This is a genomic window from Erwinia sp. Eh17-17 (genome assembly GCF_039675725.1).
Taxonomy (GTDB): domain Bacteria; phylum Pseudomonadota; class Gammaproteobacteria; order Enterobacterales; family Enterobacteriaceae; genus Erwinia.
The window spans coordinates 216535-238678 of record NZ_JBDFQT010000005.1 but is presented as its reverse complement, the minus strand read 5'-3'; the positions used below and the strand labels follow the sequence as shown (position 1 = coordinate 238678).

Here is a 22144-nt window from a genome sequence, read left to right as displayed (position 1 = left end):
CCTGACCCCTACGCGATACGGTGCGTGGTTTCGTTATTGGCAGGGGCGGGGCCGAACCCCGCCCGTTTAACGGATTACAGCGAGCAGGAAACGCAGCCTTCAACTTCCGTACCCTGCAGCGCCATCTGGCGCAGACGAATGTAGTACAGCGTCTTGATGCCCTTCTTCCAGGCATAAATCTGTGCTCTGTTGATATCGCGCGTGGTGGCGGTATCGCGGAAGAACAGCGTCAGCGACAGCCCCTGATCAACATGGCGCGTGGCTTCGGCGTAGGTATCAATAATCGCTTCCGGGCCAATGTCATAGGCATCGCGGTAGAACGCCTGATTGTCATTGTTCATAAACGGGGCAGGGTAGTAAACGCGGCCGGTTTTTCCCTCTTTACGGATCTCAATGCGCGACACAATCGGGTGAATGCTCGACGTGGCGTGGTTGATGTAGGAGATCGATCCCGTTGGCGGAATGGCCTGTAAATTCTGGTTGTACAGTCCGTACTGCATCACCGCTTCTTTCAGCGCCTGCCACTGTGACTGCGTTGGAATGGCAATCCCGGCGTTGGCGAACAGCTCCGCCACTCGCGCCGTGCGGGGCTGCCAGCTCTGCTCAACATACTGATTAAAGTATTCACCGCTGGCGTAGCGTGAGTCGCTGAACCCGCTGAAGCTGGTGCCGCGTTCGCGTGCCAGCAGGTTTGAGGTACGCAGCGCGTGGTAGGTCACGGTATAGAAGTAGATATTGGTGAAATCCAGCCCCTCTTCGGAACCATACTGAATACTTTCCCGCGCCAGATAGCCGTGCAGGTTCATCTGCCCGAGGCCAATGGCGTGCGACTGTGCGTTGCCCTGTTCGATGGAGGGCACCGAGTGGATATGACTCTGGTCAGACACAGCCGTCAGACCGCGCACGGCTATCTCGATGGTGCGGGCGAAATCAGCGGAGTCCATCGCATGGGCAATATTGAGCGAACCGAGGTTGCAGGAGATATCCTTGCCGATGCGTTTATAGCTCAGGTCTTCGTTGTATTCGGTCGGCGTATTGACCTGCAGGATCTCCGAACACAGGTTGCTCATGTTAATGCGCCCGTGGATCGGATTAGCGCGGTTCACCGTATCTTCAAACATAATGTACGGATAGCCGGACTCAAACTGGATTTCTGCCAGCGTCTGGAAGAACTCACGCGGATCGATAAAGGTGCGACGAATACGTTGATCGGCCAGCATCTCTTCATACTTCTCGCTGATGCTGATATCGGCAAACGGCAGGCCGTAAAGACGCTCGACGTCGTACGGTGAGAACAGCGCCATCGGCTGGTTGTCTTTCGCCAGCTGGAAGGTCACATCCGGGATCACCACCCCGAGCGACAGCGTTTTAATCCGGATTTTTTCGTCGGCATTTTCGCGTTTGGTATCCAGGAAACGAAGGATATCCGGGTGGTGCGCGTTGAGATAGACCGCTCCCGCGCCCTGACGGGCACCCAGCTGATTCGCGTAAGAGAATGCATCTTCCAGCATTTTCATTACCGGGATCACCCCGGAAGACTGGTTTTCAATACGCTTAATCGGTGCACCGGATTCACGCAGGTTAGAGAGCAGGAACGCCACGCCGCCGCCGCGCTTGGACAGCTGCAGCGCGGAGTTCACCGCACGACCAATCGATTCCATATTGTCTTCAATGCGCAACAGGAAGCAGGAGACCAGCTCACCGCGCTGCTGTTTACCGCAGTTCAGAAAAGTCGGCGTGGCCGGCTGGAAGCGTCCGGCAAGAATTTCATCAGTCAGCGCCAGCGCCAAAGCCTGGTCGCCTTTTGCCAGCGTCAGAGCCACCATGCACGCGCGTTCGGTGAAGCCCTCCAGATAGCGTTTGCCATCGAAGGTTTTCAGCGTGTAGCTGGTATAAAACTTCCACGCCCCGAGGAACGTCTGGAAGCGGAAGCGCTGGTCGTAAGCCTTCTGGAACAGCGTGCAGACAAACTCAAACGGCCAGGCATTCAGCACGTCGGCTTCGTAATAGCCTTCGGAAACCAGATACTGTAAGCGTTCAGCAATGGAGTCGAACTGAACGGTGTTGGGGATCACATGCTGGATAAAATACTGACGCGTGGCCTCGCGGTCCTTTTCGAACTGAATATTTCCGTCGGCATCGTACAGATTAAGCATCGCGTTAAGCGCGTGGTAATCCGGTGCTGTCGCGGTGGTCTCTATGAGTGTGCTGTCTGTCGCTGCCAAAATTGGGTAACTCCCTTGTGTACGTTAGCAATATCGTCAGAGGTGCCCATCAGCTCGAAGCGATAGAGATAAGGCACCTGACATTTTCGCGCAATAATGTCGCCAGCCAGGCAGTAAGCCTCGCCAAAGTTACGATTGCCTGCGGCGATAACGCCACGGATCCGCTGACGGTTATGGGTGTCGTTCAGGAACTGAATCACCTGTCGGGGGACCGCACCCTGAGCCGTGCCGCCACCGTAGCTGGGCACCACCAGAATATAAGGCTCGTCCACCTGCAGGCGCTGGCTCTCGTCGAGAGGGATGCGCAGCGCGGGCAGATTCAGACGGGTGATGAAACGGTGGGTGTTTTCAGACAGGCTGGAAAAATAGACCAGCAGGGTCATGATGCTAACTCCGCGCCGTCGCCAGGTGGCTCAGTGCAAGAATTTTGTCCGGGCGAAAGCCGCTCCAGTGATCCTGCTCTGCCATCACGACCGGAACCTGACGGTAGCCAAGAGACTTCAGGGTTTCCACGTGAGCGGGTTCGCTGTCCAGATTGATCAGCTGATAATCGATCCCTTTTTTATCCATGGCATTTTTTGTGGCGTTGCACTGGACACAGTTATCTTTAGTGTAAATAATAATGCGCATGATTCGTATTTACCTTGTGGGCTTTCTGTCTGACTTCTCTGGCGCTGAATCACCGTCTGACAGCGCCGCGACTGCCACACCCTGTTGTGTGGTCTCGATGGTGTAAATACTAGATATAGTGCTCACAGATTGCAACCACACAACATATAGGTTTTTCATATTTATATAGCCAGCTCACACACAAGCCCTGTGGCACAAGGATTTCGCCCAAATAAAAAAATGCAGACAAAAAAAAGCCCGTCGCTTTCGCTACGGGCTTTTGGGTAATGCTGTTTTTTTAGACTATCGATCGGAGGTGCTGGTCGCAATCAGCGCGCCGACGATAATACCCAGTGCGGCACCAATCCCGACACCGTGCCAGGGTTTTTCACGCACGTAGTCATCGACGTGACCACCGGCATCTCTTGCTGCCTGGCTCACGCGGTTACGTCCGTGCAGTTTTGCCCGCGTCTCTTTCAGTAGCGCCTCAGCCCTGGCGCGTGCGCCATCGGCCTCATCTTTTGATTTGCTGCCCCAGGATTTCAGCAGGTCGTCCAGGCTGTCAGCCAGCAGAGAAACATCCTGATTCAGGTCAATATCGTCATTTTTCACTGTCCGGTTGAACATTTTTCGCTCCATTAGTCTAAAAAGTATTAATAAGTATAGAACACCCACCGGGAACGTCCGCACATTAACGGCGTTTATGGACTAATCCGAAAGCCCTGACAACGCTGCCTGTTGTAAGGTTGCCGGGTTAGCAGACTGAGAGGAACAAGCATGTATTTACGACCGGATGAGGTTGCACGCGTACTGGAAAAAGCGGGATTTGAAATGGATGCGGTCACCGCCAAAACCTACGGTTACCGTCGCGGTGAAGACTACGTTTACGTTAACCGTGAGGCGCGCCTGGGCCGGACTGCGCTGGTGATCCATCCTACGCTGAAAGAGCGAAGCCAGGCCATCACTGCGGCCTCGTCAGATGTGAAAACCTGCGATCATTACGTGCGTTTCCCGATGTATCTGGCAGGGGAGAATAACGACCACTACGGTATTCCTCACGGCTTCAGTTCGCGTGTAGCACTTGAACGTTATCTGGAAAGGATGTTTGGGTAATGCCTGTTGTTCGTTGCTTTCAGCGTGTTGAATCGGTATAACGCGGGCACCTGGCAGTTCAGACGTCTATACGGATTTTTAGCATGATGCAGCAAGAGCAGGCCCCGCAACAGTTCAAACGCAGTATGAAAGCCCGCCATCTGGTGATGCTTTCTCTCGGTGGTGTCATCGGAACCGGGCTGTTTTTTAATACCGGGTATATCATCTCCACCACCGGTGCTGCGGGTACGCTGCTGGCCTATCTGATCGGCGCGCTGGTGGTCTGGCTGGTCATGCTCAGCCTCGGTGAACTGTCCGTGGCGATGCCTGAAACCGGCGCCTTTCATGTTTATGCTGCCCGTTATCTCAGCCCTGCCACGGGTTACACCGTCGCCTGGCTGTACTGGCTGACCTGGACCGTGGCGCTGGGTTCCAGCCTGACCGCTGCGGGATTCTGTATGCAGTACTGGTTCCCTGATTCGCCGGTCTGGCTGTGGTGCCTGCTGTTCTGCACGCTGATCTTCCTGCTGAATGTGGTCTCCTCGCGCTTTTTTGCTGAAGCTGAATTCTGGTTCTCTGTGGTGAAAGTGATCACCATCCTCGCCTTCCTGATACTGGGCGGGGCAGCGATGTTTGGTTTTATCCCGCTGCATGACGGTACTCCGGCTCCGTTTTTCCATCATCTCACCGCCTCCGGATGGTTTCCGCACGGCGTGTTGCCGATCCTGATGACCATGGTGGCCGTTAACTTTGCCTTCTCAGGAACGGAGCTCATCGGCATTGCTGCCGGTGAAACGGAAGAGCCGCACAGAGTATTACCGCTGGCAATTCGCACCACGGTCGCGCGTCTGATCCTCTTTTTCGTGGGCACCGTGCTGATCCTCGCCAGTCTGATCCCGATGGATCAGGCCGGGATTGTAAAAAGCCCGTTTGTGCTGGTCTTTGAGAAGATCGGCATTCCGTATGCGGCTGATATCATTAACTTCGTCATTCTGACGGCGATCCTCTCCGCGGCGAATTCCGGGCTGTATGCTTCCGGCCGTATGCTGTGGTCGCTGGCCAATCAACAGACCCTGCCTCACTGCTTTACCCGCCTGACGCGGCGCGGGATCCCGCTGGTGGCGATCTCCGTCAGTATGCTGGGCGGGCTGCTGGCGCTGCTGACAAGCGTTGTGGCGGCGGATACTGTTTTTGTCGCTCTGTCGGCCATCTCCGGCTTTGCCGTGGTAGCGGTCTGGCTGAGCATCTGTGCATCTCACTACCGTTTTCGTCGGGCCTGGCTGCGCGCGGGGAATCACGTCAGCGAGCTGAAGTATCGTGCTCCCTGGTTCCCACTGACGCCGGTTCTGGGCTTTGCCCTGTGCCTGCTGGCCTGTATCGGGCTGGCGTTCGACCCCGAACAGCGCATTGCGCTGTGGTGCGGGCTGCCCTTTGTTGCCCTGTGCTATGCAGGCCACTGGCTGACGCAGCGCCGCAGCAAAACGGCTTCTGAGCGTCCTTCCACCCCCAGGTCAATGGCTGAATAAACCACCAATTCATCTCGGTATTAGCGCGCTAGCTTACGGCGGCTGGCGCGTAAACTGATAGCATGATGGATTCAGGCAGGATGAATGATGAAACGGCTGATAGCAGCGCTGGCAGCAGCGTGGATGTTAAGTGGCTGCGCCACGATTGTCGGTAGTGAAACGCAGGACGTCACTCTGCAGACTCAGCCTCCGGGCGTGAAGTTTGTCGTGCAGGATGAGACCGGTAAAGCGGTGGCGGAGGGCTACACGCCGAAAACCGTCACGCTGATGAAGTCTAACGGTAACTACTTCGGCAAGAAAAAGTATCTGGTGATGCTGGAACGTCAGGGCTATGTGCCGCAGACGCTGCCGCTGAAGGAGAGCCCGAATCTGTGGTATCTGCTGGGGAATATCCCGCTGCTCGGCTTCCCCGGCTGGCTGCTGGTTGATCCGTTCTATGGCGGGATGTACAAGATAGAGCCGGAGCGCTTGCTGACCATTATGAATCCGGTCGGCGCGCGCGGCGGCTGATACCACAACGGCAGGCTGGCTTATCCCACCTGCCGTTTTTTTATTACTGTGCGGTGGTTTTCACCATGCTGTGTGCCGGTTTAAATTTTTCCAGATACTGATGCTGGAAAATGCACATGCGGATAGTGTTGCGGTATTCACCGTTGATAAAGAATTCGTGGATCAGCTCGCCTTCAATTTCAAAGCCCAGCTTGCGATAAATGTGGATGGCCTTTTCGTTCTCTTTATCGACGATCAGGTAGAGTTTATACAGGTTCAGCACTGAAAAACCGTAATCCATCGCCAGCCTTGCCGCTTTACTGGCCAGCCCTTTGCCCTGATGGCTGGGGGCGATAATAATCTGAAACTCCGCGCGGCGGTGGATATGGTTAATCTCCACTAACTCTACCAGCCCGGCATTGCTCCCTTCGTGCTCGACGACAAAGCGCCGCTCACTCTGATCGTGAATATGCTTGTCGTAAAGATCGGACAGCTCAACAAACGCCTCGTACGGCTCTTCAAACCAGTAGCGCATGACGCTGGCGTTATTATCCAGTTGATGGACAAACCGCAGATCTTCGCGCTCCAGCGGGCGTAGTTTCACGCTGTGATCGACAGACTTAGCAGACATAAAAATTCCTTTTAGAGGATGCAATATTGCCGCACGAGTATAACGTTTTATCACCGGCAAAAAAAACGCGCCCGGAGGCGCGTTCAGCATGGTTTTTTGCGGATGGTGGGGGAACCGTTTTTCCGGCCCCCGCGCCGCCGGCGATCAGAAGTTGTAACCGACCACCAGGTAGTAACCGAAACCGTTTGATTTCACGTTGAAATCACCTTTCCCGAAGTTCAGCTCGGTGCCGTCGTTCCACTGTCCGCCGTTGTGGAAGTAACGCGCCACAACGGAATAGTGCCAGTGGTCATAGCCCAGCGAGAGAATATGGCTGGAAGCGATGGAGTTGCTGGTACGCGCCGGTGCGGAGTTATCGCCCAGGTCGGAGCCCCAGTCAAAGTTGGTAAAGCCGATATAGCTCAGGTTGCCGCCCCACAGCTGGGTCAGCGGGACGAAGTATTTCACCTTGAAGCGGTAACCATCCCACTGGTTTTCGTTCGCTGCGCCGTAGTTTGCCCACTGATATTTGGCGTACACGTTGAATGACAGGCCAATATCCGAGTGGGTGTCGATGTCGGTACCCAGACCCATATACCAGGTATTCTGACGATTGGCGCGGTTATCACCCATATCGTAGATATAGTTGTTGGCGAAGTACCACTCTTTGAACGGGCCAAATGCCAGACTGGTGCCGGTCAGCTTGTCGATAGAGAAGCGCGGTTCGATCTCCATAAAGAACGGGGAGCCGTCATCCCATGCGCCGACGTCATTGCCGTTGCCCACGCCGAAGAATTTAGGCACATCGATATAGCCGTAGAAATCGAACCAGTCCTTTTTGGCAAAGGCTTCGTATTCCAGATACACATCGTTGTTCAGCTGCGGCCCGAAGCGGGTGTGATAGCTGCCGACCACGTTAACGCTCTGATGCCACCAGTCTGAAACATATTCCGCGTTATTGTCAGCGGCAAAAGAAACGTTGGTATAAGAGAGCGCGGCCAGCGCACCAGCCATCATAATTTTATATTTCATTATTATTACCACATGCTCTGAGACCCGGTTCTGTAGCCAGTGCGCCAATCGGGTCATGTTATCTATGGGCGACAAGTGAGCGTTCAAAACGTCGAAGAAAGCACCCGCCATCAATGCTGCGGCAGTGTGCCGCTATCAGCGCATTAGGAAATAGAGATTGCTCACACTTGTCAAATTCTGTTTCATTTCAATTCAGCTAAAGTGTGATGGTTGTCACAAAATAACCCTACTAAAAGGGAACTTATTCAGAAAGAGGGTTTTCAGCGGGATCGTCAGCAAGGAAAACGGTTGCCTGGTGTTTTTCACCGACTAAGGAAAAAAAATGGGCCGCCGCCGGGAAAACGTCACCGCCCCCTTTCAAATTGAGTTATAAGGCTGGCTTATGGATGAGCGGGGTCGCGATGTGAATATTTCGCTAGTCACACTGTTCACCGTACCTCTGTAAATGCTGGCGATCGGCTTTTTCAGCCTGCTGGGCGAGGGCCGCAAAATCGTGATAGCCGTACATCAGGTCAGGAGCGGGGAGTTTCGCCATATCCTCGCCCTGCCAGATTTCCAGCCGGGCAAAATCAGCAAGAGGCTGGTGGTTAAACCGGTCGGGCAGCGTTAACCACAGTTCAGGAACCGTGTCTGCCGGGCGAGTGGGCAGTCGGCGGTCGCGGGTACTGTAGTTGCGCATGCGCAGGAGGAATTTATCCGGCAGGCGGCAGTGGCTGTTCCACCATTTGCCATCCACCATATCAAACTGAAAGCGGGTATCTTTGGGGCTGACCGCCTGCAGCTGTTTTAGCGCCTCCGCAAGCATCTGCGCCATCGACTGTTGATACTGCGCCATTGACACGCCGCCGCCGGTGTTAAGCAGGTCGATAGCAATGCGCGCACCCAGCAGATTGGAGTACAGATCTTCCAGTGAGAATGCAGACACTCCTTCAGGATACCCCGGTACCGACTGATAACCGTACCACTGAGCCACTTCATGCCAGACAGCAAGCTGGAAGGCCAGTTGCGCAGCCAGCCTGACCGCCAGATTGTAGCGATCCAGTTCGCTGTCAGGCGCGGGGAATGACGATAGCCGGATAATGCGCTGCCCAAGTTCATCGGGGAGTTTGATGGTTCCGGCATGGCCGAGCTGCGGTAAGATCTGGTTAAACAGCCAAAGCGTGTTATCGGCAGTATCCCGCACGTGGGCAAGATCGATAAATCCGCCGCGGCGCGTATAAATAATCCCGTCATGCTCGCTGTTCATGCCCGTCAGCGTCATGATCATGCTTATCCAGCTGTCGTTATAGTGATGTTCACCCGTATTATCCGGGTCCACCACATTGTTGAAATGAATAAAGGGGACGGGAATGCCCAGTAATTTAGCGCGCACCTCATAGCCGAAGGCGCAGCAGGGGCGCAGGCCATCCGGTGCCGTCAGCGAGGGAAGGGTCGGCCAGACCTGTTTCGCCTGTGCCGCAGGTAACTGTAAATCACCCTGTTTTAAATCTGACTCCGGCTGCGGCGGCGCCTGGCAGGCGCTTAATACCAGACTTAACATCAGCCATGTTTTTTTCATTAAAAGGCTTCCCCAACCTGAAAATAGAAACCTGAACTTTTCTGACCCACGCCATAGTCGAGACGTAAGTTCATTCTTTGCTTAATCTTAAAACGATAGCCGAGGCCCACGGAGGGAAGCCAGTGACCGTCTGCAACATCTCTGGCTCTGGAGGACATACTGCCTGCGCCAGCCCAGGCAACGATGCCATGGCGCCAGTTCAGTTTTTTGCGTAATTCAAGCTGTGTGCTCACCACGTTGCGATCGCGATAACGCCCCTGGTAATATCCCCGCAGATGATGGCTGTCACCCAGGGAGCCGTCCATCGTCCAGGGGACGTGCCCCCCGGCGAAGCGACCATAAAGCTCCCACGCCAGCAGGGTTGTCGGGTTGAGCGAGTGGTAAAGGTCGTACTGCATATCCCAGACATTAAGACGGTTATCACTGCCCAGCGTTGGGGTGTAATCGGTATAGCTAATATTGAGCAACTGGCCATGAGACGGATTAAGGGTGAAATCCCGTGTATCGTAGCTGAAAAGCAGGCTGACACCTACGTTCAGTTCACTGAGCCTGACCGGATGCTGAAAGAAGCTCCCTGTCGCCTTGTGTTGTAACCCGCTGGCCTTCTGATAGTTCAGGGACCCGCCGATCCCGGCATAGGTATGCGGCCTCAGCCGGTACAGGATCTGGGGGGCCATGTTGATGGCGCGCGAATTGTAGGATTGTTTGCCGCGCTTATGGTGCCCGGCGGAATATCCCTGGCCCCAGTAATCCAGCGGGCGGTGGCTGATGTCACCGAAGAGATTCAGGCGCCAGCGATCGTTGTGCAAAAAGGTGTAGTTTTCGAAACCTAATCCGAAGGCTCCCGTCGAGCTGCCAAACCCGGTCAGTGACAGCGACGATGGCGCCAGCTGCTGGCGGGAATTATCCGGCCGGTAAAACCCGACCGCCGCAACCCCAATCCCCACGCCGAGCTCGGGAGTGTAAAACGGCCCCGGCACCACGCTCCAGTCGATGCCATTACGCATATCTACATCGTGTGAGCTCAACTTACCCAGGTAGCGATCGACCGTTGCCTGGCTGGGGAAAAGCGCGGCAGGGGACAGGGGCGAGATCAGCAGCAGTGCCGTCAGTAGCCCAAGGTTAGCGCGCATATTTAGAAACGAAACTCGCCACCAACCATCAGACTGTTGCGCTTCTCAAAGCCGACTTCAGTAATAACGTTGAAATTGCGGGTGAGTTCGTATTGCCCACCGACCAGGACATTCCAGGGCGACTTGAGGTGCTGTTTAACGCGAAAGCGGCCCTCTTTATCAAGGTTAACGAAGTTCACCAGCTCAACCAGATTTTGCGGCATATGCAGGTTGCTCAGGCTGCCGTTAAAATTCTGTGTGACATCCTGATACATGCTGCCCACCCACAGGCTGGCATGAGACACCGGGATCGAAAATTTTTCAATACCGGGTACGGTAAAGCGATAGCCGACACGCGGGGTGAAGGTAAATGCTGAAGTGCTGCCGTCAAGGATATCGAACTTAGTGCGGGTATAGTTGAAGTCCAGCGTGCCAAACCAGTTGTGGTAACCGTAGGCAATCGTAGTGCCTCCGCCATAGGTCGTTCCCTTAAATTTCAGCGTAAAGTCCAGGTTTTTAAGTTCCCCCGGACACTCCCCGGACGTACAGACGGAAACATCAGACACCGAGCTGCCTTTGGTGTGGCCAATAATGCCGTAAACACTCATAAAGGGAAATAACCAGGTGTCCAGTCTGGCATTTTCGGTTTTGGATCTCTCCCTGGTGTGACCAACGTTAATATTAAACATATCGCTGGGAAGAGGGATGGGCTCCATGCCGGGATACAGTGCGGGAATTTTAAGGTTAGTAAAACCGATGCTATTTACCTTAATGTCCTGGCGCATATTCATGTAATTAAAACCAATCCCGTAAGGGTCGGGTAAATCATAACCACGCTTACGGATTTCTTCACCAAAGAAGGGCAGTGGACCGGTTGTTTCGCCAAAAAAGTCATAGCCCCTCTGCGGTTGCTCTTCTTCCTTAGCCAGAGGGGACAAGGGGTCACTGTGATAGTCCAGCGATGGGGGAGCGATAGCGTTAGGGACTTCAGCCAGTGCAGGCATGAACGGAGCAGAGGACACAATAAACCCGGCGAAAATTTTCGCCATTGTGTATGGCAGTTTCTTCATCATTACAATCCGTGTATCTAAGGAGAAGTGGTCGGGGAGCATAGCGATTCCCTGACGCATTTTCATTCCAGAAAATGCGATATTTAAGCGCCAGCATAGTATTACCTGCGATTATAACTTTTCGCTCCACGATTAAATATAGGGGGGTTCTTAATGGTCGTTGAAATACGTATATTCTTAAATGGACAGAGAGAGGATTGATAATTAATGTTTTTCACAATTTGTTGTTAAATTGTTTTTGTCAACTCCCTGACCGCCGTCAGGGAGTGATTAGCCGTCGATTGACGGACAATATCAGGCCCTGCCGGAGGGCGTTTTCAGATCTACTGCGTTAAGGCCGCCTGCGCCTCGTTGAGTTCATCGCGCGCCTCATCCAGCTTTGTCAGCTGCTTGTCGATTTTGCTCTGCCTGCCATCGGCCCTGGCCTCTGCCAGCTCCTGCTCGCGCTGCTGCACCTTGCGTTGCTTTTCTTCCACCTTCGCCTGACGCTGTTTCAGCAGGCTGCTGTCGGAACAGTGGTCAGTCACCTCCTGCAGGGCTCTGTTCAGGCCGGCGAGGCGGTGCTGGTTAGCGTGCGTTTCCGCATACTGAATTTCTTGTTTAATCTCCTGCTGCTTTGCCGCACAGCCGGTCAGCGTGCTGCTGGCCTGAGCGGTGAAGCAACTGCTGGCAATAAGAGTGGCGGTGAGCAGGACAAAATAGCGGTTCATTGTTTTTCCAAAAGTGATGTTCTGATGGACGCTATTATACCTGGAGTTCTTAAGGGATTCTTACCGTGGAAAAATGACGGCCATGCTGGCGGCTGAAGGGGGAAATGGCAGAGATAAAAAAGCCCACCCGGAGTGAACCTGGTGGGCTGGGCGACGGCAGTTACTCTTCGTCGCGTTCTTTGCTGGCCCGCTGACGTTCGTAGAACTCATCTTCGGCGGCAATGATTTCATCCATCAGAGAATCCACATCCACTTTATGAGTGGCTTCAACAAACCGGCCTGTTAGCGGCGTTTCCGGCGTTAACTTTCCATCTTCATAAAGCATCCAGATTTCTTTCGCATAGCGCGTTTTCAGTAACTGCGGAGCGAACTGGCCGTAGTAAGCGGTGATGTTATTGACATCACGCTCAAACATCGACTCAGCCAGGTTGTTAGCGGCCGCATCGACCGCCTGCGGCAGGTCGATAATCACCGGCCCCTGAGCATCGAGCAGGACGTTAAACTCCGATAAATCCCCATGTACAATGCCTGCACACAGCATGCGTACGATATTGCGGATCATCGTATTGAAATCGGCAACGGCGCTTTCTTCCGTCGAGGTGACATCACTGAGGCGTGGCGCAACGGCCCCTTCTGCATCAGTGACCAGCTCCATCAGCAGCACGCCCTCAACACAAATATAGGGCTGGGGTACACGAACGCCGGCGTTAGCCAGACGGAACAGCGCGTCAACCTCTGCATTTTGCCAGGAGTCTTCCTGCTGCTTACGTCCGAATTTTGAGCCTTTTTTCATTGCGCGGGCGTCACGCGTATTGCGAACTTTGCGCCCTTCCTGATACTGCACAGCCTGTTTAAAGCTACGCTGCGTAGCTTCTTTGTACACTTTGGCACACTGGATTTTGTCACCGCACAGCACTGTATAGACGTCTGCTTCTTTGCCGCTCTTGAGGCGTTGAAGCACATCGTCTATCAGACCATCGTCGACCAGCGGTTGGATTCGTTTTGGGATTTTCATGCGGCTTTATACCTTATTTCAGCCGCTTTTCGTATCAAAAACAATGACGGCGATACTGAACAAATGGCAGAGTCTGACTGAGATGCTTCCATTTTAGCGAAAAAATGGTTTGGCAAAAAGCCGTGTCTTGCGTGCTGTGCAATTTGTCGGAAGAAGAGAGGGGAAAAGGCACAGAAAACGCATGCAGGAACCAGCCGGCCGTCATGGGGAATGGAAACTTTACTCCATGCTCACTCGGACACCCCGATAGCGCTGATCGGGGGGACCGAAAAGCGGACGCCCGAAAATGCCATTTTTGACTGAATGTAAATGGCCCCGCATTACTTCACGGGGCCAATTTTAATTAGAGCGACGGATGGGATCCTTTCACCGGGCTGACGGCTTCAAGCCGTGAAGCGATATGTAAAATAGTGCTCTCTGCATGCCATTTTCCGACGATCTGAACGTTAATCGGCATCCCCTCCCGACTTTTTCCGAAGGGGAGTGCTATGCCGGGTAAGCCCGTAACGTTAAGCGGAACAGTCGCGCCCTGCAGATAGGTTGCATCCACCTCCTGTCCGTCAATCACAAAGCGCTCCACGCCGTGCTTGTGTGCCGGAACAGGAAGGACGTGGGTAATCAGCGCATCAAACTGTGAGAAGTATTCCGCAAAACCATCCCTCAGCCTTTCTGCTGCCTGCTCCGCATCTATAAAGTCAGACATTGACGTATCCGGCAGTGACAGCATGGTTTTTGCCATTTTATATAACTCATCAGGGTTACGGCCTGCCGTTGCCGCAGCAAATGCTGGTTTCATTTCCATCACGTGCAGCCTGTTGAACACATCCAGCGCAAAGTCCTGTTCCAGCGCCGGAATACCCACGTGCTCCACGACCACGCCGGGCCCGTGCAGGGCATCAGCCGCTGACTTAACAACGGCTGCGACCTCCGGATCAACGGGACCAAAGCCGGGACCGGTCATCCAGCCAATTCGCAGCGGACGTGATGACGCATATGTCAGCCCCTCTGTATAAAGGGGCGCGTGACTGGAAAAACCGTCGTGCCCGTCAGGACCAGCCAGCTGTGAAAAGGCCAGGGCAATATCACGCACGGAGCGGGCCATAGGGCCCACGTGCCAGAAACGGCGTGGAGCACGCGGCCAGATCCCCGTCATTGGTACGCTGCCGTGCGTGGCTTTCATCGACGTGATACCGGTCTGAGCAGCGGGCCCGCGCACGGAAATAGCCAGATCGGTACCCAGACCCAGCGGCGACATTCCCGCAGCAATAGCCGCTGATTCACCTCCGCTGGAGCCACCCGGTGTCCGGGTCAAATCCCAGGGGTTATTTGAGCGGCCGGAAAGCAGGTTATCGCTCTCGATCCAGTATGAAAACTCAGGCAGGTTGGTTTTCGCCAGCAGGATACCGCCTGCCTTTTTAAGGCGCGCTACGCTGGTCGCATCCTCATCAGGGCGACGATTTTTAAATACAGGCGAGCCACGCTGCGTGAGCACTCCGGCAGTGTCTATCGAATCTTTTACCGTGAAGGGAACGCCATGCAAGAGGCCGAGATTATCTCCCCTCATTACGGCGGCTTCCGCTGCGACTGCCTGCTTCATCGCATCATCCGCCATCGTAACGATGGCATTTACGTGCGGATCAGTGGCTGCAATTCGGTCAATGTGCGCCTGCATAACTTCAACGGGGGAAATATCACGGCTGCGGATCAGGCTGGCCAGCTGAGTTGCGTCTGCATAAAAGATGTCGTGGCTCATTATTACCTCTTTGAGAAAAAAACTAACTAACAGTTGGTAGGTAAACAGTAGGCGCAAGAGATTGCGCTGTCAATAACTAACTAACGGATGTTAGAATTAGTGCTTTCTTCAGGAGAAAAAAATGAGCAAGACATCCAGAGATGAAATTCTGAACGCCGCCCGTCTGACAGCCCAGGCCCATGGTTACACCGGCCTGAACATTCGCGCCCTGGCTGATGACGTGGGTATCAAGGCGGCAAGCATTTATTACCATTTCGCCAGCAAAGCAGATTTGGGAGCGGCAGTTGCACAACGCTACTGGGAGGACACGGCGCGGGATCTTCAGGCGTTGCGTGAAACGGAAGGGGACGCATTAAAAAGTCTCAGCCGCTATCCTCATATATTTCGGCGTTCGCTGGAAAGTCAGAACCGGCTGTGCATGGGGAGCTTCATGTCCGCCGAATATGACGACCTGCCAGATCCGGTCAAAACAGAGGTACAGAAATTTGCCGATGTCAATGTGGCGTGGCTGAATGCGCAGCTGCAAGAGGCCCAGGTTACCGGGCCCGGCGACAGTGAAACGCGGGCGCGGGCTATTTTTTCCGCGATTGCCGGCGCGCAGTTAATGGCCAGAAGCCGGAACGATATTAACCTCTTCGATGAACTTATCGAGGGGTATTCACAGGCAGGATTGCTGCCTGCCGTTCGGAAATGAGTGTGGTTTTCAGTTGTGGGAGCAGGATTTCGGGTCAGGGTCAGCCTGTGGCCTTCTCAAACAGAAACTATCGCACTCTCACAGCAGTGGCGGCGGTAGCTGACCGTTAACGCCACACCGGCAGAGAGTCTGGAGGGATGGCGTCAGGGAATGTCTCTACCGCTGCAGCTTACCACCCAGCTCAACGGCCTGGATGGCGCTGGTATCCAGCATGAGAATAAAGCGTGTTCTCATCCTGTTAGCTCTTTTTCACCTCGTAATCCGGTAGCGAGAATTGAGTGATAAAGGTATTGAGCGCGTTGGTATCAGGTAGCGCGGTCAGCGCCCCTTTGCGCGTTGTCGCGAGGGCACCACAGGCGCTGGCCTGAGCAATGGACTGGTGGAGTTGTTCAACGTTCTGCGGCATCCCGCTATGCGCAATCCAGGCCAGAAAACCTGCTACAAACGCGTCGCCAGCCCCGGTTGTATCAACACTGTTGACGGTATAACCATCGAAATGAATAACGCTGTCGCGCCAAAGCACCATGGCACCTTGCTCACCGTAGGTCACGACTTTGAGTTGCGCGGGCAGAGCGTGGAGGGCATTAAGCGCACGGGAAAAATCATGAGTACCCGTCATCCAGTGCCATTCTTCTTCCGAGAGTTTAAGAATGTCGGCCTGGGAGGCAAAATGGCGCACCGTCTCAAGCATTTCATGCTTATCGAGCCACATTTGCTCCCGTAAATTTACATCGAAACTCAGTAATCCCCCACGCTGCTTTATATGGCTGATGGCGGTGATGAGCGTATTACGACACGTTTCAGCGACCAGGGCCAGAGAGCAGAAGTGCAGAATATCGTCGCTAAAGTCGGGCAGCGCATCGGGCGTTAAAAATTGATCTGCGGAGGGGTTGGTTAAAAACGTAAATCCACGCTCGCCAGAGCGGTCCAGAGAAACCAATACCGTGCTGGTTCTGTGCTGATTATCCAACTGGAGACTTTCGGTTGAGACGGCTGAGTCAGACAGCGTTTTTTTCAGAAAATAACCAAAGTCATCATCACCAACCCGGCCAATAAAACCGCTCTGGCAGCCCAGACGCGCAGCGCCAATTGCCACATTGTACGGAGCTCCTCCTGCGCAGGCCTGATATTGCATGTCTGAAAGCGGCAGAAGGTCCACCACTGCATCGCCAAGAGTCCAGATATTCATGACATTTCCTCAATAATAATTAACTTATTTTTTTAACGCGACCTGCGGGAAGGTCAGTTTTTTAATAGTGCTTAAGCGTGTTTTGATGCCATGGATTATCCAGGCGTACGATTTAAAAGTTATAATCCAGCATCAGTTTATATTCGGTGGTAATAGCCTCACCGTGAGTGACCCAGCTTCCGTCCTGTTTTATCAACGAGCCAGTCACCTCTCCGGACACGGTAAAGCGAGAGGTAAAAGGATAATTCGCCGATACCTTCAGGAAGCGATTGCGGGTATTCTGGAAGACTTCGCCATCTTCAGGCTGTGCATTGTATTTATTATAATGGCCATACCCGCCGCTGAGCGTTGTGGATAGTTTTCCCCAGTTGCGCCAGACGCCGACTGACGTGGTCCAGCTTTTTTCGTCGATATCGCCCCACTGCGCCCTGTCTAAAATGGCAGACGCAAATTGCTGGCGGAACCAGACCCCGGTGGTGTTATTAATAATATATTGCACACCAGGCTCAATCTGAAATGAACGTACGTCACGGTCATTTTGCGACCCACCACTGCGGCGGTGATCGATCTGCTGATACACGTAGTTAAAGAATGAGAAATTGTCCGTAACACGAAGATCGGTAAAGAACTTAACGCGTCCTTGCCAACGGTCCTCGATTGACGCGCTTCCGCCCATCACATCCCAGCCATAGCGCAGACGTTTGTAAAAATATTCATGGCCGATAATCAACTGAGTCCACTGGTTTTGGCTCAGGTAAGACTGATCCTCCCACGTCCCGTTATAGTGGGTGGTTCTGCCCTCAGAGAAAGCCAGATACCAACCGGGTAACGCATCGTGCCGCATCACCCCTTGTACAAACGTCAGCGAATCATTCCCGTTGTGGAAATGGCTGTTACGCCAGTTATTATCCTCAATGGCATATTTCATTTTCAGTTGGCCATGAACGCGGCCACCGGCAGGATTGGAGGAGCGGGCTGAGGTCCACATAACCTCTTCGTCCAGATATGACCACGGGTCCACGGCAACAACCTTTCCCGACGGATCCTTCATGATGCTCATGCTCGCATTCGCCAGCATGGGAAACAGGAGAGCAAAAATAACAGACAGGGCATGATAGTTTTTCATAATAATATCCCGTTAAATCATTTCTTTTATTTTCAACGTCGCGTGAAAATTGTCATTTTGAGGCAGGCTAATACTCCACGGTTTCTCCTGCATGGAATACATCCGGGTACTGAATGCCGCTTTATTGTTTATATAGAAGACAGCAATTGAGTTTTGAATCAGAACGCGTAACTCAATTTTTTCCCCGATCGGAACATCCACCCAAGATTCCGCGTTAGCCTGATGAAGCGACGCGAGCGGCGCGTTGAAAAAATAGACTTTTCCTTTGCTCTTATTGAACACAACGTTAAGCATTGCATCACTGACTCTGTCTCCGGTCAGACCAAAGCTCATAACCATTCCGGCAGAAGGAACATCGATGGTTGCGCTTAACTCACCATGCTTAGGCAACGCCGGGTACAGCGCCGACTGTAAGGGGCCGAACGGCATGGCCGTTTTAAGCATTTTAGTGCTCGTTAAGGGGGTCACCGGACCCGGATTCTCACTGATGACCTTCTGAAGCTCCTGGGGAAGGATGCTGTTGAGCTGGCCCCGGTTATCTGCGGTGAGCTCATGAGCAACCAGATTTCCTGCCCAGTCAATGTTGCCGCTGTCACTGTGCCCGGCTTTCGTCGGGATCCAGCCGAAAACAAACAGGCGATCGTTTTTGAGTACCAGTTTACCCGCGTAAAAACCCGAGCCGTCGACCACATAATTGTCCAGTTTTCGCCACGGACCATCCGGATTATCCGCAACCCGGTATTGTGTCAGGCGTAACGGCCATTGGTCGCTAAAGCTGAGATACCAGCGTCCGTTGAAGTAAACCAGTGTCGGGCATTCCAGGTTGGCATTGCTGGTGATGGTATCGTTATCAAAAAATACGCCGCGATCTTCCCAGTGCGTTAAATCCGTTGAACTGTATCGGGCAATAACCCCGCGACCGTTACTGCGCGTGGTAATTAACATCCAGTATTCTTTCTTTTCCTCAACCCAAACGACGTGAGGGTCCCGGAAATCATTACCCCGATAATTACCGCCGGGTAAAATAGTGTCCTGCGGGTGTTTCACCCAGTGAAGGCGATCCTTACTGGTCGCGTGCATAATAGACTCAACCGGGAACACATTTTCATTGTGTGCGGTGTACCAGGCATGCCAGGTATCGCCGACTTTAATAATCGAACCGGTTCCCAATAGCAGTTCAGGATCGTCAACGTCGTTAACGTAGGGGATAACCTCCGAATGGTTCTGATAATCATATAAGTTGGCGCTCGACAAGAGATGAAAGGCATGCACCCCTAAATCGCTGCCGCCGCGAACATCATTAAGATAATAAATATCAAATTTGCCATCGTTAAAAACGGGCATTGGGTCACCCACAAATGAACCTTCAACCCGCGGGAAAAAACCCGTAATATGGCTGATGCTTTTATTTTGTAATGTCTCTTTAGATGGCTGCGACCAGGCAGGATTATTGCCGAGCGAAAGCGCAAGCAGGGCGACAGATGCCGCTAATATTAATTTTTTCATGCTACACCTGAATGTCAGAAGTTATAATTCACGCCAACTACGGTGAACGGATTCCATGAGTGACCAGCCGATGTCCAAAGCCCGCTTTCTTTGGTAAATTGTGCTTTAAATTCACCGTACAATCGCACTTCACCAAATACCGGATAACTCAGCGTGCCACCGATAAATTTGTACCGGCCGTCATAGAAAACTTCACTGGCATTGCTGGCGTTATCTATTTTGTCCTGTCCAAATCCAACATACAGGGAGGTTAATAACGGATACCAGTTTCGCCAGAGCCCGGCCGTGACTTTCCATTCTTCTTCTACAATGTCACCCCAGCTTTGACGCTCCTGGCGGTTATGGTAATAATAGGGCCGCAAATAGAGTCCCATATCCGGATTCACGCGGTATTGAATGGCTGGCTCAATTTCGAAAATGTACTGCTCCAGATCGCCATTCCCCGGTTCGTTACCCTGAGGCTGATATTCGCCATAAGCATATCCGGCCAGACTCCATTTGTTGGTCAGTCGAAGGTCCTGCCAGACTTTGAAGCGGTTTTTCCAGCGCTTTGTTGCCGTTTCGGAACCGACCATGACTTCCGTACCGATATTACCTCGCCAGGTTTCAAAAATATGTCCCACAAAAATTTCATTGATGGTATTAGTGCCTTTGACGTCCTGATTACTGAATTGTCCATTATAACTGTCTTCTCTGGCATTCCAGAATCCGAAATACCAGTTAGGCAATTCATCGTGCCTTAAAAAAGCCTGAATGGTGGCGAGTTTAAACTTCCCGCTGTTTTTCTTATTATCGCTCCAGCGAACATCGTCAATTTCTATCTGAGACCCGATGTTTCCATGCAGGCCACCCACTTCCATATTACGACCGATACTGTTCCAGTGAACCGGCGGATCTTCATTTCTTAAACGCAACAGGCTGACGTCTTCAGAGTTATCTACTTTATGACTCTCTTTCACTTCTGCTTTTTTATTCTCCGCTGGCGCGGATAACGTCACGAGCTTTGACGGCGTCGTGAGTTCAGGTTTTTGACCTGTAACAACCGGAGAGGGTGATGCGTTAACAGACGATTGTTCATTGCCTTTATTGGCGGATGATGCATTCGTTCCGTTGGTGTCTGATTCATCCTGAAAATAGCTTTGATAGTTTCCTGTAGCGTCTTCAGCAATGGCAGGAAATACCGCTAATGTTACCATTAATGCCAGCGTCTTTTTCCCTGGAACAAATATGTTTATATCTTTCGAGTTAATGCAATTTTGAGGTGTTACGCTTTCATCCATTTTGCTCTCTCATTATTCCAGACAATAACATGCCAGCCAGAGACTGGCAGAAATAAAAAACTCACCATGCAAGAAACAGGTCGTAACTGAGAATTATTTATCCAGAGACCAGTACCCGGCCTCGTGTAATGAGGCCACACCCTGATTGGCAAACAATGCAATATCGCGTTCGCCCGGCTGCGGATAAATACGGCTGCTTAAGCAAGCGTCACCATCGTTAACAAAAATCTCCACCGATGAGCGGTCAATAAAAATTCGCAGTGACAGAACGTCGTCTGCTGGTAGCGGAATACTGCGAGTGCCTTCCAGCGAGTATTCCGGATAGCGACGCTCCACCACCAGACGCCTGGCCTGATCATCGACGTAAATTCTCAATCCGTCGCCCAACGCAATACCAAACTGTTCAGCCGTCGATGCGCTCAGATCCCATGCCAGCTGTACTTCGACCGCGTCGGCATCTGCCGCGACAAGGACGTTCTGGCTATTCAGACAGCGGACAGGGGTGGGATAATAGCTGCCACGCAGCGCAGTCACTTCGGCAGCAGGTTTCATCCTCACACGGCCATCATCGCCAGCGCTTAATTCGCGCGGAAGCGAGAGCATTCCGGCCCAGCCATCCTGCTGCTCGGGCATCGGTGATTCCCACATATCCAGCCACCCGATGACAATGCGTCGGCCATCCGGGGTCACGAAACTCTGCGGTGCATAAAAGTCGTGACCGTGGTCCAGCTCAGTAAATTGTCCGCTGTGGGTGAACGGTTGACCTGGCTGCCAATCGCCAAGTAAACAGCCACTCTGGAACAGATTGCGATAGTGATACCCTTCCGCCGCCATGCCCTGTGGTGAGAACATCAGGACACGCTTCTCTCCCAGGGTGAAGAAATCCGGGCATTCCCACATAAAGCCCTGGCCTTCATCAGCCTCGGCGAAAATGCCTTCGTCATGCCATTCGCGGAGATCGGTGGAACGGTACAGGCGCACCTGGCCGGTATTCTCCACGCGGGAACCGACAACCATGTACCAGAACTCACCTTCGCGCCACACCTTCGGATCGCGAAAATGATGCAGTCCGGGCGGGGTATCAATCACCATGCCATGCCGTTCAAAATGGATGCCGTCACGACTGGTCGCCAGACACTGCACCTGGTAGAGGTTGTCGTCTGTGTCCGCCGGGCCGTGAAATTTATGTCCGGTATAGATGAGCGCCAGCTTATCGCCGTCCACCACGGCGGAGCCGGAGAAACAGCCGTCTTTGTCTGCCGGGCCTTCCGGCGCTAGCGCGACGGGCAGATGTTCCCAATGCACCAGATCTTTGCTTCGGGCGTGCCCCCAGTGCATCGGGCCCCATTCCGGGGAATAGGGATGGTGTTGATAAAAGGCGTGATACCAACCGTCAAACCATACCAGTCCATTAGGATCATTCATCCAGCCTGCACGAGGGGCAAGGTGATAGCGCGGATACCAGCGCGGATTAATCCCGGAATGTGCTTTTTCAAGCACCTGTTCAGCCTGTTCTATTAAGGATGTCATCGTCTTTACTCTCAGTAC

The 22144-nt window shown here is 53.1% G+C and carries 21 protein-coding genes; 4 read left to right on the top strand and 17 right to left on the bottom strand.

Features of this window, described 5'->3' with window-relative positions; translation table 11 throughout:
• Window positions 1-74 precede the first annotated feature (74 nt).
• The 4 genes from nrdE to ABEH87_RS15515 all read right to left on the bottom strand — a co-directional run bounded on the left by nrdE (window position 75) and on the right by ABEH87_RS15515 (window position 3461).
• Entirely contained in the window at window positions 75-2201 is a 2127-nt protein-coding gene (gene nrdE, locus ABEH87_RS15530) for a class 1b ribonucleoside-diphosphate reductase subunit alpha (RefSeq protein ID WP_346577530.1), read from the bottom strand.
• Complete coding sequence (gene nrdI / locus ABEH87_RS15525) at window positions 2198-2608, bottom strand: class Ib ribonucleoside-diphosphate reductase assembly flavoprotein NrdI (RefSeq protein ID WP_346577487.1); 411 nt, start codon at window positions 2606-2608, stop codon at window positions 2198-2200. Before nrdI ends, nrdE begins: the two co-directional genes overlap by 4 nt.
• Before the next feature lie 4 nt (window positions 2609-2612).
• Window positions 2613-2855: a glutaredoxin-like protein NrdH gene (gene nrdH, locus ABEH87_RS15520; RefSeq protein ID WP_346577485.1), complete on the bottom strand. Its 243-nt coding sequence runs from the start codon at window positions 2853-2855 to the stop codon at window positions 2613-2615.
• Window positions 2856-3137: 282 nt separating this feature from the next.
• Window positions 3138-3461, bottom strand: a complete 324-nt coding sequence (locus ABEH87_RS15515; protein WP_346577484.1) for a DUF883 family protein — start codon at window positions 3459-3461, stop codon at window positions 3138-3140.
• A gap of 150 nt (window positions 3462-3611) precedes the next feature.
• On the opposite strand from ABEH87_RS15515, the gene ABEH87_RS15510 reads away from it, so the two are divergent.
• The 3 genes from ABEH87_RS15510 to ABEH87_RS15500 all read left to right on the top strand — a co-directional run bounded on the left by ABEH87_RS15510 (window position 3612) and on the right by ABEH87_RS15500 (window position 5962).
• Complete coding sequence (locus ABEH87_RS15510; protein ID WP_346577482.1) at window positions 3612-3947, top strand: DUF2002 family protein; 336 nt, start codon at window positions 3612-3614, stop codon at window positions 3945-3947.
• Window positions 3948-4030: 83 nt separating this feature from the next.
• Window positions 4031-5452, top strand: a complete 1422-nt coding sequence (mmuP, locus tag ABEH87_RS15505; protein WP_346577480.1) for an S-methylmethionine permease — start codon at window positions 4031-4033, stop codon at window positions 5450-5452.
• A gap of 87 nt (window positions 5453-5539) precedes the next feature.
• The gene (locus tag ABEH87_RS15500; RefSeq protein WP_346577528.1) at window positions 5540-5962 is read left to right on the top strand and encodes a hypothetical protein; all 423 of its coding nucleotides are present in this window, start codon (window positions 5540-5542) and stop codon (window positions 5960-5962) included.
• A gap of 43 nt (window positions 5963-6005) precedes the next feature.
• Here the strand turns inward: ABEH87_RS15500 and speG are convergent, their stop codons facing one another.
• From speG to ABEH87_RS15460, 8 genes are all read right to left on the bottom strand, one after another.
• Complete coding sequence (speG, locus tag ABEH87_RS15495; RefSeq protein ID WP_346577478.1) at window positions 6006-6572, bottom strand: spermidine N1-acetyltransferase; 567 nt, start codon at window positions 6570-6572, stop codon at window positions 6006-6008.
• Window positions 6573-6716: 144 nt separating this feature from the next.
• On the bottom strand, window positions 6717-7583 hold the full coding sequence (locus ABEH87_RS15490; RefSeq protein WP_346577476.1) for a nucleoside-specific channel-forming protein Tsx: 867 nt from the start codon (window positions 7581-7583) through the stop codon (window positions 6717-6719).
• 415 nt (window positions 7584-7998) lie between these two features.
• Complete coding sequence (locus ABEH87_RS15485) at window positions 7999-9141, bottom strand: DUF4056 domain-containing protein (protein WP_346577474.1); 1143 nt, start codon at window positions 9139-9141, stop codon at window positions 7999-8001.
• Complete coding sequence (locus ABEH87_RS15480; protein WP_346577472.1) at window positions 9141-10274, bottom strand: BamA/TamA family outer membrane protein; 1134 nt, start codon at window positions 10272-10274, stop codon at window positions 9141-9143. Before ABEH87_RS15480 ends, ABEH87_RS15485 begins: the two co-directional genes overlap by 1 nt.
• Before the next feature lie 2 nt (window positions 10275-10276).
• Window positions 10277-11326 carry a hypothetical protein gene (locus ABEH87_RS15475; RefSeq protein ID WP_346577470.1) on the bottom strand — a complete coding sequence of 350 codons (1050 nt, stop codon included), beginning with the start codon at window positions 11324-11326 and terminating at the stop codon, window positions 10277-10279.
• Between the two features lie 320 nt (window positions 11327-11646).
• Window positions 11647-12033 carry a DUF1090 domain-containing protein gene (locus ABEH87_RS15470; RefSeq protein WP_346577469.1) on the bottom strand — a complete coding sequence of 129 codons (387 nt, stop codon included), beginning with the start codon at window positions 12031-12033 and terminating at the stop codon, window positions 11647-11649.
• A 160-nt stretch (window positions 12034-12193) separates the two neighbouring features.
• A complete protein-coding gene (locus tag ABEH87_RS15465; RefSeq protein ID WP_346577467.1) occupies window positions 12194-13048 on the bottom strand; it encodes a PA4780 family RIO1-like protein kinase in 855 nt (284 codons plus the stop codon).
• A 343-nt stretch (window positions 13049-13391) separates the two neighbouring features.
• The gene (locus ABEH87_RS15460) at window positions 13392-14801 is read right to left on the bottom strand and encodes an amidase (RefSeq protein WP_346577466.1); all 1410 of its coding nucleotides are present in this window, start codon (window positions 14799-14801) and stop codon (window positions 13392-13394) included.
• Between the two features lie 121 nt (window positions 14802-14922).
• On the opposite strand from ABEH87_RS15460, the gene ABEH87_RS15455 reads away from it, so the two are divergent.
• Window positions 14923-15495, top strand: a complete 573-nt coding sequence (locus tag ABEH87_RS15455) for a TetR/AcrR family transcriptional regulator (protein ID WP_346577464.1) — start codon at window positions 14923-14925, stop codon at window positions 15493-15495.
• Between the two features lie 238 nt (window positions 15496-15733).
• On the opposite strand, the gene ABEH87_RS15450 is transcribed toward ABEH87_RS15455, so the two are convergent.
• The 5 genes from ABEH87_RS15450 to ABEH87_RS15430 all read right to left on the bottom strand — a co-directional run bounded on the left by ABEH87_RS15450 (window position 15734) and on the right by ABEH87_RS15430 (window position 22126).
• Entirely contained in the window at window positions 15734-16684 is a 951-nt protein-coding gene (locus ABEH87_RS15450; protein WP_346577462.1) for an aminoimidazole riboside kinase, read from the bottom strand.
• A gap of 112 nt (window positions 16685-16796) precedes the next feature.
• Window positions 16797-17810: an OmpG porin family protein gene (locus ABEH87_RS15445; RefSeq protein WP_346577460.1), complete on the bottom strand. Its 1014-nt coding sequence runs from the start codon at window positions 17808-17810 to the stop codon at window positions 16797-16799.
• A gap of 12 nt (window positions 17811-17822) precedes the next feature.
• Complete coding sequence (locus ABEH87_RS15440; RefSeq protein WP_346577458.1) at window positions 17823-19316, bottom strand: glycoside hydrolase family 32 protein; 1494 nt, start codon at window positions 19314-19316, stop codon at window positions 17823-17825.
• Between the two features lie 14 nt (window positions 19317-19330).
• Window positions 19331-20596 (bottom strand): OmpG porin family protein, encoded by a 1266-nt coding sequence (locus ABEH87_RS15435; RefSeq protein WP_346577457.1) that lies wholly within the window; start codon window positions 20594-20596, stop codon window positions 19331-19333.
• 93 nt (window positions 20597-20689) lie between these two features.
• Window positions 20690-22126, bottom strand: coding sequence for a glycoside hydrolase family 32 protein (locus ABEH87_RS15430; protein ID WP_346577455.1), 1437 nt, complete (start codon window positions 22124-22126; stop codon window positions 20690-20692).
• Window positions 22127-22144: the final 18 nt, after the last annotated feature.

Bases quoted from the DNA above. Each gene is read 5' to 3' on its own strand.
- nrdI (WP_346577487.1), bottom strand. From the start codon at position 2,608: ATGACCCTGCTGGTCTATTTTTCCAGCCTGTCTGAAAACACCCACCGT.
- nrdH (WP_346577485.1), bottom strand. From the start codon at position 2,855: ATGCGCATTATTATTTACACTAAAGATAACTGTGTCCAGTGCAACGCC.
- ABEH87_RS15515 (WP_346577484.1), bottom strand. From the start codon at position 3,461: ATGTTCAACCGGACAGTGAAAAATGACGATATTGACCTGAATCAGGAT.
- ABEH87_RS15510 (WP_346577482.1), top strand. From the start codon at position 3,612: ATGTATTTACGACCGGATGAGGTTGCACGCGTACTGGAAAAAGCGGGA.
- mmuP (WP_346577480.1), top strand. From the start codon at position 4,031: ATGATGCAGCAAGAGCAGGCCCCGCAACAGTTCAAACGCAGTATGAAA.
- ABEH87_RS15500 (WP_346577528.1), top strand. From the start codon at position 5,540: ATGAAACGGCTGATAGCAGCGCTGGCAGCAGCGTGGATGTTAAGTGGC.
- speG (WP_346577478.1), bottom strand. From the start codon at position 6,572: ATGTCTGCTAAGTCTGTCGATCACAGCGTGAAACTACGCCCGCTGGAG.
- ABEH87_RS15490 (WP_346577476.1), bottom strand. From the start codon at position 7,583: ATGAAATATAAAATTATGATGGCTGGTGCGCTGGCCGCGCTCTCTTAT.
- ABEH87_RS15485 (WP_346577474.1), bottom strand. From the start codon at position 9,141: ATGAAAAAAACATGGCTGATGTTAAGTCTGGTATTAAGCGCCTGCCAG.
- ABEH87_RS15480 (WP_346577472.1), bottom strand. From the start codon at position 10,274: ATGCGCGCTAACCTTGGGCTACTGACGGCACTGCTGCTGATCTCGCCC.
- ABEH87_RS15475 (WP_346577470.1), bottom strand. From the start codon at position 11,326: ATGATGAAGAAACTGCCATACACAATGGCGAAAATTTTCGCCGGGTTT.
- ABEH87_RS15470 (WP_346577469.1), bottom strand. From the start codon at position 12,033: ATGAACCGCTATTTTGTCCTGCTCACCGCCACTCTTATTGCCAGCAGT.
- ABEH87_RS15465 (WP_346577467.1), bottom strand. From the start codon at position 13,048: ATGAAAATCCCAAAACGAATCCAACCGCTGGTCGACGATGGTCTGATA.
- ABEH87_RS15460 (WP_346577466.1), bottom strand. From the start codon at position 14,801: ATGAGCCACGACATCTTTTATGCAGACGCAACTCAGCTGGCCAGCCTG.
- ABEH87_RS15455 (WP_346577464.1), top strand. From the start codon at position 14,923: ATGAGCAAGACATCCAGAGATGAAATTCTGAACGCCGCCCGTCTGACA.
- ABEH87_RS15450 (WP_346577462.1), bottom strand. From the start codon at position 16,684: ATGAATATCTGGACTCTTGGCGATGCAGTGGTGGACCTTCTGCCGCTT.
- ABEH87_RS15445 (WP_346577460.1), bottom strand. From the start codon at position 17,810: ATGAAAAACTATCATGCCCTGTCTGTTATTTTTGCTCTCCTGTTTCCC.
- ABEH87_RS15440 (WP_346577458.1), bottom strand. From the start codon at position 19,316: ATGAAAAAATTAATATTAGCGGCATCTGTCGCCCTGCTTGCGCTTTCG.
- ABEH87_RS15435 (WP_346577457.1), bottom strand. From the start codon at position 20,596: ATGGATGAAAGCGTAACACCTCAAAATTGCATTAACTCGAAAGATATA.
- ABEH87_RS15430 (WP_346577455.1), bottom strand. From the start codon at position 22,126: ATGACATCCTTAATAGAACAGGCTGAACAGGTGCTTGAAAAAGCACAT.